The sequence below is a fragment of the Cystobacter fuscus DSM 2262 genome (assembly GCF_000335475.2).
GTDB classification, from domain to species: domain Bacteria; phylum Myxococcota; class Myxococcia; order Myxococcales; family Myxococcaceae; genus Cystobacter; species Cystobacter fuscus.
In genome coordinates this window covers 53,987-65,543 of the sequence record NZ_ANAH02000064.1, presented here as the reverse complement: position 1 = coordinate 65,543, position 11,557 = coordinate 53,987, and the positions used below count along the sequence as shown (strand labels likewise).

Here is an 11,557-nt window from a genome sequence, read left to right as displayed (position 1 = left end):
CCGCCTCCTCCCTTCCGTCCCGCGTTCCTACCCGCCCCTAGAGGTTGTCGACCGACTTCTGCAGCTCCGGATTGAAGTTGTCCCGGACCCGGATGAGACTTTGAAAGTCTGTTTTCTTCCGGTTGAGCACGTACGAGCCCTCCGGCTTGGTGAGCTCGCCCTCCACCGCCATGTCGGTGAAGTCGATGGTCGTCTTCTTGCGCACGACCACCTTGTCCTCTTCCTGGATGACCTTGACCTGGGTCTGCGATTCACCCTGGGCCAGCACGGGGGCCGCCCACATCGCGACCACCAGTACCGCCGCCGTCCATCGTCTCATCTCGGTTCTCCTCGTCCCTGCCGCTTGGACCGCACGGGGTGGATGAAGCTCCTCACCCGTGCTCTTGCATGACCTGCACCAACCGTGAGGCACTGGAAGTCCGCGAAACTCCAAGCGCGTTTCCCAGCGCCTTCCTCACGAAGCCCACCCGGAGGAAAAAATTTCCTCCGGGCGGGGTGCAGCTTATTCGGCCTTCGGCGCCTTGGCCGGAGACTCGGAGCCCTCGGCCTGCCCGGCGGGCGCGGCCTCCGTCGCGGGGGCGGCCTCCTGCGCGGTGGTGCCCTCCGGGGCCGCCTGCTCCGCCTGCTCACCGGACGAGCCGCCCTGCAGCGCGCCACTGCCGCCCACGGCGGTGGGCGACGCAGCCCCGTCCTCGGCCGGAGCCGCGGGCGCGCCGCTCTTGCGCATGGCGGCGATGCCCTGGAGCTTCGCGGCGATCATCTGCTTGTCCTGCGCGCTCGTGGTCGCCGCCGCCTGGCAGCGCTGGAGGAAGCCCTCGGCCTTGTCCCAGCCGGCGCGATCCACCGCGTAGGCCCAGCCCGCGCCGCACACGGCCTCGGGCGAGTCGGCGCGCAGCGCGAGCACCTTCTCGAAGGCCTCGCCCGCCTGGAGGCCCTTCTTCGCGTCCCGGCCCTTCTGTCCGTCCAGCGCGTAGGCGTAGGACAGCCAGGCCTCGTGCGACTGGGGCTCGAGCTCCACCGCCTTGGAGAAGGAGCGCTCGGCGCCCGCGTAGTCGCGCCAGGCGAGCGCCAGGGCGCCCAGGTTCACGTAGCCCGGAGCGAAGCGCTCGTCGAGCGACACCGCCTTCTGGAACTGGGCGAGCGCGCGGGGCCTGTCCTCGAGCTTGAGGTAGACCATGCCGAGGTTGTTGGAGATGCCCGGGTCCTTCTCGGCGAGCTTGCGCGCGTTGACGAGCACCGTCTCGGCGAGCCGGTAGCGGCCCTGCTCGTAGTAGACGAGCGCGAGGTTCTTGTAGGCCTCGGCGTCGTCCGGGTGACGGGAGAGCACGCGGCGCGAGGTGGCCTCGGCCTGGGGCAGCTTGCCCGCGAGCCGGTAGGCGACCGAGAGGTTGTTGAGCAGCGCGGGCTCCGTGTCGCGCCCCGGCGTCTTCAACCCGGCCTCGTAGAGGGAGATGGCCTCGGCGAACTTGCCCTGCATGCGGTAGAGGCGGCCCAGGTTGAGCAGCGTGGGCACATGGCCCGCGTCGAGGAAGCGCACCTTCTCGTAGGCGGCCTGGGCATCGGCGAGCCGGCCCTGGCGCTCGGCGATGACGCCCAGGTTGAACTGGGCGTTGAGGCTCTGCGGGGCGCGGTGGAGCACCTCCTGGAAGCCCTCCTCGGCGCGGGCGTAGTCCCCGGCGTCGAAGGCGGCCACGGCCTCGGCGAAGCGCTCACGGGCCTTGGCGGCGGGCGTGTCCGCGGGGGCCGGAGCCGGCGCGGGCGCGGCCTCGACCTGGACGGGCACCGGGGCCTCGGCGGTGGCCACGGGCGTGGACTTCACCGACGAGGTGGTGGCGCACGCGGCGGTGAAGGCCAGCGTGGTGGCGGCCAGACCGCGGCCGAGCGACAGGAGCGTCCTGCCCATGGAGTGGAGTGGATGCATGGTGGTCACCTTCACGGCTGGACCTCTCGCGAAGCAGTGGACGGCTTGGGCGTCTCATCGGCCCGGGGGGAGTCCCCCTGCTTGGGCTCGTCGGCGACGCCGGACTCCTTGGCCACGTCGGCGGTGGCGAAGAACTCGCTGCCGCGGAAGGGCACCTGGCGCACCTGGGCGTAGGTGCCCGGGTGGTAGCGGTTGACCTGCTCCTGGGCCGCGAGCGTCCACTCGTTGTACAGGGACAACTCGTAGGCCTTGCCCAGCGCCTTGTCGAGGGCCTCGCTCGCCTTGTCCTCCAGGGGCAGCGCGAGGTTCTCCAGCTCGCCGCGGTACATGGCGAGCTGCTCCTCGTCGAGCCCCGGCGGGTTGGGCGACTCCTGGATGTTGCGCGCGAAGTCCGCGTAGGCCATGCCGATGCGGGTGAGCGCCGCGATGCCCCACTCGCCCGAGCCGCTGGAGAGCACGTCGATGTAGGACTTCTCCAGCTTCTGGATGGCGCGCTGCTTGGCGGCCAGGTCCCCGCGGATGGTGGACACGCGCTTGAAGCGGATGGCCACGTACTGGTTCCAGTCGTCCTCCACGGCGATGAAGCGCGCGTGGCCGTAGGCGTCGAGGATCTCCGGCTTCTGCTTGTCCTCGGGGCTCAGGCGGTTCCAGAGGTAGACGAGATCCTTCTGCAGGCGCTCGGTGTTGGAGGCGTCCTTGAGCTTGCGGTAGCCGACGAACTGCTTGTAGCGCGCGAGGTAGACCTGACCGGCGGAGGTGCGCGAGTCGCGGCCATACGTCTCGACGAAGGAGGTGAAGGCGCGCACGGCGTCGCCCCACTTGCCGTCCTTCTCGTGCACCAGGCCCACGTTGTAGGCGATGCGCGGCACGTCCGGCAGATCCTTGAAGCGCGCGAGGTAGGCGCGGTAGGCGGTGAGCGCCTTGTCGGACTCGCCGAGGCTCTCCCACCACAGGCCCGCGTTGAAGAGCGCGTCGGACACCCACTTGCTCGCCTCGGCGATGAGCGCGCGGCGCTCCTCTTCCCGGGAGCCCGCCGTGTCGTCGGAGGGGGCATCGGCCGGAGGCGGCGCGGCGGCGGCGGTGGTCGTCTTCTTGCCCTTGTTCTTGCGCGCGGCGGCGCGGGCCTCGGCGCGGGCGGCGGCCTGCTTCGCCTTGGCGTCGGAGATGTCGCCGCTGGCGGCGTCATAGGTGGCCACGAACGAGGAGTACATGGCGGCGGCCTTGGCGAAGTCGGCCGTCTTCTCGTAGAGGTGCGCGAGCGTGTAGCGCACCTTGGGCTCGAAGATGCTGCGCGGGTAGTCGGCGAGCACGCGCTCTCCGGCGAGCACGCCCCGGTCGATCTGCCCGGCCTCCTGGAAGAAGACCATGGCGGAGGTGAGCGCCCGGTCCGCGTTGCCCGAGCGCGGGAACTCCTTCACGTAGTCCAGGAAGAGGCTGGCCGCCTTCGCCGGGTTCTTCTCCTTCTGGTAGACGTCCTCGTGGATCCACTTGTACTGCGCGCCCTCGGCGACGCGGGCCACGCGCGCGGCGAACTCGGGATTGGGCTTGATGAGCTTGTCGTTGGCGAGGAACAGCCGCGCCTGCTTGCTCAGCTCCGCCCATTCCCCGCGCGACTCGAGGATGAACATGGTGAGGTCGGCCGCGTCGCGGCTGCGGCGCTCGGCGGGGAACTTCTGGATGATGTCGCCGAAGCGGCGCGCCGCGTCCACGTAGTGGTGCCGGTCATAGACGGTGAGGGCCGCCTGGTAGCGCAGATCAATCTCGTCCGGGTTGTCCGGGAAGAGGCGGTTGTACGTGTCGCACGCGGCGACGAGCTTCTCCTCGTGGCGCGTGAGGGGCTCCTCGGCCTGGTTCGTGTCCTTCTTGGTGATGCGGCCCTTCTTCTCCACCTGGCCCTTGGACTTGTTCTCGTCGACCTTCTGGCCGTCCTTGAGGTCGCTCTGGGCGAGCTGGCCGCGCTCGATCTTCACGAGCTTGTCGTAGGCCATGATGGCGGCGAACGAGGCGCTCTTGCGGTAGCTCTCGTTGGAGACCTCGCGCGCCGAGTCCCGGTCCGGCACCTGGAAGGAGGCCACGAGGTCGTACTGGGCGGCGGCGGCCTCCCACTCCTCGAGCGCCCAGAGGATCTCCGCGTAGAAGAAGCGCATGTTGAACGCGGAGTCGGAGAGGAACTCGGGATCCTCGCTGGAGGCGAAGGTGTCCACGTATTCCTTGTAGATGTCGCGGGCGAGCCGGTACGTCTCCACCTGGCGCGTCTTCTGCGCCTCCTGGTGGTAGTCCGTCACCATCACCCGCATGGCCTCCTCGGTGACGCTGAAGGCGTTGCGAAGCACGGGCGTGTTGCCCTCGTTGGCCTTCCACCAGTCGCCGCCGGGCCGGTAGGAAGCCACCATGTGCTTCATCTCCGCGCGCACCTTGTCGCGCTGGCGCAGCCCCTCGTAGGAGCGGACGATGGCCTGCTGGTACTCGGGAGCACCGGCACCCAGGGGCCGGTCCTGGATGAGGACGCGGTAGGTCTCGATGGCGCTGTCGTACAGACCCACGTCCATGAGCTGCACGGCCATCTTGGAGATGAGCCGCTCCTGGCGCTTCTCCGGGGCCTTCTGCTTGAAGAAGGCGACGCCCTCCTTGGCCTTGTCGAGCTTCACGTAGAAGACGATGAGGTCGTTGAGTGCCTCGGTGCGCAGGTCGCCCAGCTCCTCGCCGCGGGCGCTCGCGAAGTCGACGACCTCGTGCATGCGGGCGAGGCCCTCGTCGTAGCCGCCGGCGTTGTAGTCACACCAGGCGAGCTTGTAGACGGCGTAGGCGTAGATCTTCGGCACCTTGGAGGCGAGCGCCTTCTCGTAGTAGCCGCGCGCCTCCTTGAGCTTGTTGTTGTCGAAGAAGTGGTTGCCGAGCTGGATGTACGTGTCCGGCACGAACTGGGACTGGGGGTACTTCTGCACCAGCTCCAGGTAGTTCTTCACCGCCTCGTCGCGCTGGTTGAGCTCCTGCTGGTTGTAGCCCAGGTAGAAGAGCGCCTCGTCGCGCTGCGGCCACTCCGGGTAGTCGCGCAAGAGCTCCTTGTAGATGCGCATCGTCTCGGCGCGGTAGCGCTCGCTCTCGGCGTGCTCCTGCTTGGGCTGTTCGATCTGCTCGCCCCGGGCGATGGCCGCGTCATAGGCCTTCTCCGCGGCGAGGAAGCGGTTCATCTCCAGCTGGTAGAGGTACTTGGACTTCTCCCAGTACAGCTCGCCCATGCGGTAGAGCATGTCCGCCCTGCGGTGCGAGCCCTCCTGCAGCTTGGGGATGAGGCGCTTGAAGCCCTCCAGGGCCTCGTCGCGCTTGGCGTCGGCCAGGGCGTCCTTCTTCTCGTCCGCGATGCGCGGAGCGCTGGCCATGGCCGCCGGGCTCATGCGCGCGGGGCCCACCCGCGTGGGCACGTCGTCCTCGGCCGCGAGGGCCGTCTGGGGCCGGGTCTCCTCCGCGGAGGAGCGGCCCGCCGCGTCCTTCTTGGAGGAGGGCTTGGCCGCCCCCGCCTTGCGAGCCGACGGCTGCTTGCGCGCTCCCGCCTTGGATTTGGAGGTGGTGCCCTTGCGCGACTCCACCGTCTGGGAGGACTTGGAGGAAGACTGGGCGGCCTCCCCTGTTCCGCCCGCGGTCAGCGCCACACCCATCGCCAGCGCACCGAAACGAAGGACCGACTTCATGCGAGCTCCTGTGGTGGGGCCAGGAAATAGAGGGCACCTTGGCGGCCCCGGGGGCTCCGATCACCGGAGTTGCCCTTGTCCGCCCCCATCGCCTCCGTCACCACCCACCGAAAGGTACGGGCCAAAGTAGAAACGGGGAGTTGGAATGAGAAGTGCTCTACCCACTGAGATCCGCACGCTTCACAACACCGTGGGAAACACCGAGGGGCGGCACCCCGCGATCATCCGCGTGGGCCCGCCCCTCGTGTGTGATTCCAGACGTTGTGCGCGCGCTACTGGGGCTTGGCCGGGCAGCCGCGCTTGAGCGTGTACTGGTAGTAGCCAATCTCGTCGCGCCAGAACTCGCCCTCGAACTTCCAGTAGTTCCACGCGGCGCCCGGCATCTTCGGCCGGTAGATGGATTGGGTCTTGAGCACCGCCTTCTGATCCACTCCGGCGAGCAGCAGATCCTTCTCGTCCAGGGCCGTCTGCACGCGGATGATCTCCGCCTGATCCGCGAAGGTGCGCAGGTTCTGGGCGGCCTCGAGCAGGCGGCTGTGGGCGAAACGTCCGCCGATCTGCGTGAGCGTGGCGCGCACCTCCTCCAGGCCGGACACCGCCTCCTGGACGAGCCCCGTGCCCCGCCAGGCCGCTCGCTCGCTGATCCGTCGGCGCTCGGCGTCCACCTGGGCCACCATCCGCATCACGTCCTGGATGCGCTCGTTGCCGTGGATCCACAGGTAGACGGGCCCGGGCAACCGCCGGTTCTCCGCCGACACCAGGTTGTAGGCGCTCAGTGGATCCTCGTCCCGGGTGAAGGGCTCGAGCTGCTTCGCCATGGGCTCGTAGAGGGCCTCGTAGGCGGCGAGCGTGGTCTTCACCTCGTCGAACAGACAGCTGTAGTAGTAGACGGTGGCCTTGAGGATCCACGACTCGGGCTGGAAGGCGCCCTCGAACTGGGGGGCGTGCAGCGCCTGGAGGCTGCCGAGCGCGCCACCGAAGTCCTCGTCCTGGAAGCGGGCGAAGCCGTTCTCGAACAGGGCCTGATCCCAGAAGCGGCCGTAGCGCGGCACGGCCTCGTAGGCGGCGATGGCCTGAGGGTACTCGTGCCGGCCGTAGTGCAGGCGGCCGAGCCCCAGCAGGGCCAGCTGCTTCACCTCGTCGAGGCCGAGCTGGTTGCCCTTGGCGTCGCGCGCGGCCTGGAAGGCGGCGACGGCGGCGGCGTCCAGCGTCTGCGCCTCACCGGGGCGGCCGGGGAACTTGGGATCCGCGAGCACCACGCCCAGCAGGTAGCGCGAGCGGGCGTACACGCGGCTGTCGGCGGGCACGGCCTCGAGCAGGGCACGGGCCTCCTCGAAGCGGCCGCGGCGGTGGTGGATGGTGCCGAGCTGGTAGTTCACGCGGGCGAGCACCTCGCGGGGCAGCTTCGTCCAGGAGTCGCGCGCCTCCGGGGTGTAGGCCTTGTCGAGCAGGTTGGGCACGAGGTTCTGCTCGTTGAGCCGCTCCTGCATGTCCACGAGCCCCTCGAGGCCCTGGAGGTAGGCGGGGTGCTTGGGCCCGGCGGCGACGATGCGCGCGTAGGCGACGAGCGCGCTGACGGGCAGGTCCTCACTGGCGAAGGTCTGGGCCAGGGAGAGCTCGGCGCGGCCGCGCTCGTCGGCGTTGGTGGCGCGGGTGGCCTGCTCCTGGAAGCGCAGCGCCGCGTCCTGCGCGGAGGCGGCCAGAGGAGCGAGGAGCAGCCAGGAAGAGACAAACAGGCGTTTCATGGCTCGGGCCTCAGAAGAGGTAGGAGAAGCCGGCGTAGAAGCCGAGGTTGTTGAGCACGTCCGACGAGGGGTTGCCGACGAGGTCCTTGCCCAGGACGATGTCCTCGCGCAGGTTCTTGCCCGTCTTGGGATCCACGCCGTCGAAGCGGGAGTACTGGCAGCCGCCGCTCAGGGGCAGCGCGTTGAAGGGCTGGCCGGTGCCACGCGCCTCGTCGAGCAGCGCGAAGTCCTGCTGGTTGCACCCATCCACGCGATCCACGCGCGCGGTGTAGACGAGGTCCCTCAGCTCCAGGCGCAGGGCCATGGAGTCGCCGAACTGCACGCGCAGGCCACCGCCCACCGAGCCGACGAACTTGGTGCCCGTGTCGCCCAGGCGCGCCGGGACGACGGTCCCCACTCCATCCACCTGGTTGGTGACCTGGGGACGCACGAGCACGCGCGAGGCGCCCACCCCCGCCCCACCGTTGATCACCACGCTGAACTGCAGGAGGTGGTTGTCGTAGAAGGCGAACTTGCCGTAGAGCGGCGTGACTTCCACGCCCGCCTGGGCGCCCCACTGGAGCAGGAGCGCCGTGGCCGCCTGGGCCTGCTCGCGCACCTTGTCGATGAGCTCCAGGTTGAAGGGGCTCTCGTTGGCGTACCAGTTGTACTGGCCGGTGAGCTGCAGGGCGAAGTTCTCCTGCAGGTGGTAGGTGTAGCCGAGCGCGCTGCCGGCGTGCTCGGTGAAGCGGCCATTCACCTGGGGGATGGCCGGGTAGAGGGTGAACTCGTGGCGGCCCGCGTCCGCGAAGCGCTTCTTCTGCACCACGTGCACGGCCACGTTCGGGTTGTGCAGGGGCGCGCCATTCACCAGGCGCTGCGCCTCGGGATCGGCCACCGGGAGCGGCGCGTCCGGGCTGGCGGCGGAGGAAGCCAGCGGGGCATCCGCGGCCCTCACGGGAGGAGGCGCCTGCTCGACGGGAGCCTGGGCCAGGGCCGGCGCGCAGACCGTGGCCAGGAGGAAGGAGAGCAACGAGGTGGGTCGCATGGGATGCGCAGCCTCAGAAGAGGAAGGTGTAACCGAGGTCGAACTGCACCAGGTGCGTGAAGCCGGGCTTGGGCGCGGGCTCGCCACTCTCGCGCCCCGCCTCCCAGTCCTCGCGCACCACGTTCACGCGGTAGCGGTCCGCGAAGATCCAGTCGCGCAGCTCCAGGCGCAGCGCGTGCCGGGGGCTCAGGAAGAAGCGCAGGCCCACCGCGCCGGACACCACCGGCGCCACGCGCGTCTCCGCGCGCCAGTAGGACTCGGTGGCGGTGGAGCGGTCGGCCACGTCCGTGCGGTTGTCACACACGCCCTGCTCGCGATCGATCACCTGACCGCACTGGATGATGGACTGGCGCCGCAGCGAGGCGAGCCCGCCACCGGCCCAGAGGTAGGCCTGGAAGTGCGCCGTCGCGTCGGCCAGCAGGGACAGCTTGCCGTAGATGGGGGCCCAGCGCGCGCCCACCACGCCGTGCGCGCCCATCTGCCACATGTCCGCCAGCTCGTCGGTGAGCCGCGTCTCCTCGCGGGCGAGGAAGCGCTCGGAGATGGAGCGGGCCAGCCCCGTCTGCCGGCTGAGCGCGTAGCCGACGCGCGCCTCGAGGGCGAAGGACTCGACGAAGTTGTAGGCGAGCGCGGCGTTCAGGTTGTAGTGCGCCGTGAGGTACTCACGCGCCGGCAGGCCCACCGCGAGCGACAGCTCCAGGTGTTGCTGGGGCGAGTAGAGGCGGTGGCGCACGGCGGCGGGATCCAACACCTGCTGCTGCGCCGATGCGCTCAGTGCCGTGAGCACCAGGGCCAGCGAGACGAAACGAAGAGGAAGGGAAGTCATATGTCCGGATGGCGCAACCATGTGGGCATGGCCCCGCATGAGGGCAAGAGAGTCAACCTCGTGGGGAGGTGCTTTCACACACCCAGCATGCGCACCGCTCGCTGGCCAACGTTTGGCGGCCACTTCCGGGGGGCCCGGAAACACGAACGCCCCGCCCGGTGGGAAGACCGGAGCGGGGCGTCGAGGAAGGCCCTGTGGCGGTGCCTGGAGGCTCGGTAGGACGAGTGACCCGGCCCTCCCCGCTCAACGGGGAGGGAGCACACACAGGGCGGTGCGGCGGACTACTTGCCGGCGCGGGCGGCCTTGTGCTTCTCGCGCAGCGCGACCTTGATGCTCGGGCGCACGACGATGAGGCCGTCGTTGTGGCCGGGGACGGCGCCCTTGACGAGCAGCAGGCCCTTCTCCACGTCCACGTCCACCACGGTCAGGTTCTGGGTGGTGACCTGCTCCACGCCGTAGTGACCGGGCAGCTTCTTGTTGGGGTACACGCGGCCAGGCGTCTTACGCTGACCGATGGCGCCCGGGTGCCGGCGGTACTCGTGGGTGCCGCGCGTGGCCGTCTGCGAGCCCTTGAACTTCCAGCGCTTCATGACGCCCTGGAAGCCACGGCCCTTGGTGATGCCCGTGACATCCACGAGCTGGCCCTTGGTGAACAGGTCCGCCTTCACGGCGTCGCCCACGTTGAAGCCCGCGGCCTCCTCCGCGCTCACCCGGAACTCCTTCAGGTGGCGGCGCAGCGGCACGTTCGCCTTCTTGAAGAAGCCCAGCTGCGGCTTGTTCAGGCTCGTCTCACGCAGCTCGCCGAAGCCCACCGTCACCGCCGAGTACTGATCCTTCTCGGGGGTGCGCTTGCCCACGACCGTACAGGTGTTGACGTCGATCACCGTCACGGGAACGAGGTTTCCCTCCTCGTTCCACACCTGGGTCATCCCAATCTTCTTGCCAATCAGACCCTTCACGTCGTCCTCACAGCTCGCGCGTTATCGCGCGAAAACATCAATGATTTCAGCAACTTGCGTCCGAATTCCCATTCCCCGGACGCCAGGAAGCGGCGCAATGTAGCAGCTTGCCCCCCCTGGTCAAGCACGGCGGCGAGCACGGTGGAGGGCGCGGCCCTCACTTGGCGCGATCCAACCGGGGGTAGAAGGCGGAGAGCTGCGCGTCCGCGATGCGCTGGGCGTACACGTCCTCGCCGAGCAGGAACAGCGCCTGATCCAGGTAATCTTCCGCGGCCTGCACCTCGCCCTCCTTCTGGGCGATCTGCCGATCCAACTCGGCCAGGGAGGCGTCGGCGCTCTCCTTGCGGGCGAGCATCTCGTCCTCCAGGGCGAGCACGCGCTTGTGGGCGATGATGCCGGGGGCGCCTGGCTGCCCGGGCTTGGGCGTGAGGGCCAGCTCCACGTCCCGCTCCAGGGTCTCCACCTCGCGCGACAGGCGCATGGCCTGCAGGCGGTTCTTCTTGATGTTGTCGCGCGAGAGGGAGAGCTTGGACTCGTCCCGGGTGGTGAGCTCCAGGTCGGCGTGCTTCTTCTCCATCTTCTTGAGCGCGTCCTGGGCGTAGCGCAGATCGGCGCGGCGGCTGGACAGCGTCTTGCGGAGGGTCTTGGTCTCCCCCTCCACGGCGTCCACGGCCTTCTTCCACTTCTGGACGATCTCCCCCTGGGCGGCGCGCATGCGCTCATACTCGGCGAGGTAGTCCTGCCAGGCGGCGTCCTCGTCGTTGAGCTGCGCTTCGAGCGCGGTGAGTTCATCGCGCCGGGCCACCAGGGCCTGCTCGGCGCGATAGACCCGATCCATGGTGCGAGGGCAGTTGGGCTTGCCCGCGAGCCGGTCCCTCGCGAGGTCCCCCAACTGGAAGATCAAATCGTCATAGCTGTCGGCCTTGGCCATGCCCGCCGTTTTACGCCCAAGGCGAGCGGGCTGTCAGCAGGCTCGATTACTCGGCGGGAGCGGCGGCCGCCATCTGGGACTCGCTCACGGCGGCCAGGGCGGCGCCCTCGGCGAGCGCGAGCAGCTCCCGGGAGCGGTCCTGCTCCTCGGTGCGGTTGAGCTCGCAGACCCAGGCGCTGGACAGGTCGGCGTGCTGACGGGCCAGCTCGGCGGTGGCCTCGTAGCGGGCGGCGGAGGCACGGGCGAAGGCGCCCTCGCGGCGCAGCTCGCGCACCGTGTCCTCGTCGAGCGTGATGTCCTCGGGAGGCACGGGCAGAGGACCCCGGCCGAGCGCGGCCAGGCGGGCCAGCAGCCGCGAGGCATGCGCCCGGCAGAACGCGGCCAGCACCATCAGGCGGGCCCGGCCCCTGCTATCGCCCAGTCGCTCGGCGAGCATCGTCATGCGCCGTGCGGATACCA

General features: G+C 69.3%; 9 protein-coding genes. All 9 read right to left on the bottom strand.

Features of this window, described 5'->3' with window-relative positions; all coding sequences use genetic code 11:
* Positions 1 to 37: 37 nt before the first annotated feature.
* A complete protein-coding gene (locus D187_RS37700; RefSeq protein WP_002627483.1) occupies positions 38 to 319 on the bottom strand; it encodes a hypothetical protein in 282 nt (93 codons plus the stop codon).
* Between the two features lie 183 nt (positions 320 to 502).
* Positions 503 to 1,921, bottom strand: coding sequence for a tetratricopeptide repeat protein (locus D187_RS37695; protein ID WP_043433785.1), 1,419 nt, complete (start codon positions 1,919 to 1,921; stop codon positions 503 to 505).
* A gap of 11 nt (positions 1,922 to 1,932) precedes the next feature.
* Complete coding sequence (locus D187_RS37690) at positions 1,933 to 5,610, bottom strand: tetratricopeptide repeat protein (RefSeq protein WP_002627485.1); 3,678 nt, start codon at positions 5,608 to 5,610, stop codon at positions 1,933 to 1,935.
* Between the two features lie 272 nt (positions 5,611 to 5,882).
* Positions 5,883 to 7,355: a hypothetical protein gene (locus D187_RS37685; protein WP_002627486.1), complete on the bottom strand. Its 1,473-nt coding sequence runs from the start codon at positions 7,353 to 7,355 to the stop codon at positions 5,883 to 5,885.
* A 10-nt stretch (positions 7,356 to 7,365) separates the two neighbouring features.
* Positions 7,366 to 8,382, bottom strand: coding sequence for an outer membrane beta-barrel domain-containing protein (locus D187_RS37680; RefSeq protein ID WP_002627487.1), 1,017 nt, complete (start codon positions 8,380 to 8,382; stop codon positions 7,366 to 7,368).
* A 13-nt stretch (positions 8,383 to 8,395) separates the two neighbouring features.
* Positions 8,396 to 9,208, bottom strand: coding sequence for an outer membrane beta-barrel domain-containing protein (locus D187_RS37675; RefSeq protein ID WP_002627488.1), 813 nt, complete (start codon positions 9,206 to 9,208; stop codon positions 8,396 to 8,398).
* Between the two features lie 281 nt (positions 9,209 to 9,489).
* Entirely contained in the window at positions 9,490 to 10,137 is a 648-nt protein-coding gene (rplC, locus tag D187_RS37670; RefSeq protein ID WP_051256715.1) for a 50S ribosomal protein L3, read from the bottom strand.
* 187 nt (positions 10,138 to 10,324) lie between these two features.
* Positions 10,325 to 11,098 carry a hypothetical protein gene (locus tag D187_RS37665; RefSeq protein ID WP_002627490.1) on the bottom strand — a complete coding sequence of 258 codons (774 nt, stop codon included), beginning with the start codon at positions 11,096 to 11,098 and terminating at the stop codon, positions 10,325 to 10,327.
* A 46-nt stretch (positions 11,099 to 11,144) separates the two neighbouring features.
* Complete coding sequence (locus D187_RS37660; RefSeq protein ID WP_002627491.1) at positions 11,145 to 11,540, bottom strand: hypothetical protein; 396 nt, start codon at positions 11,538 to 11,540, stop codon at positions 11,145 to 11,147.
* Positions 11,541 to 11,557 lie beyond the last annotated feature (17 nt).

Coding starts and splice junctions, on each gene's coding strand:
- D187_RS37690 (WP_002627485.1), bottom strand. CDS start 5,610: ATGAAGTCGGTCCTTCGTTTCGGTGCGCTGGCGATGGGTGTGGCGCTG.
- D187_RS37665 (WP_002627490.1), bottom strand. CDS start 11,098: ATGGCCAAGGCCGACAGCTATGACGATTTGATCTTCCAGTTGGGGGAC.
- D187_RS37700 (WP_002627483.1), bottom strand. CDS start 319: ATGAGACGATGGACGGCGGCGGTACTGGTGGTCGCGATGTGGGCGGCC.
- D187_RS37675 (WP_002627488.1), bottom strand. CDS start 9,208: ATGACTTCCCTTCCTCTTCGTTTCGTCTCGCTGGCCCTGGTGCTCACG.
- rplC (WP_051256715.1), bottom strand. CDS start 10,137: ATGACCCAGGTGTGGAACGAGGAGGGAAACCTCGTTCCCGTGACGGTG.
- D187_RS37660 (WP_002627491.1), bottom strand. CDS start 11,540: ATGACGATGCTCGCCGAGCGACTGGGCGATAGCAGGGGCCGGGCCCGC.
- D187_RS37695 (WP_043433785.1), bottom strand. CDS start 1,921: ATGCATCCACTCCACTCCATGGGCAGGACGCTCCTGTCGCTCGGCCGC.
- D187_RS37680 (WP_002627487.1), bottom strand. CDS start 8,382: ATGCGACCCACCTCGTTGCTCTCCTTCCTCCTGGCCACGGTCTGCGCG.
- D187_RS37685 (WP_002627486.1), bottom strand. CDS start 7,355: ATGAAACGCCTGTTTGTCTCTTCCTGGCTGCTCCTCGCTCCTCTGGCC.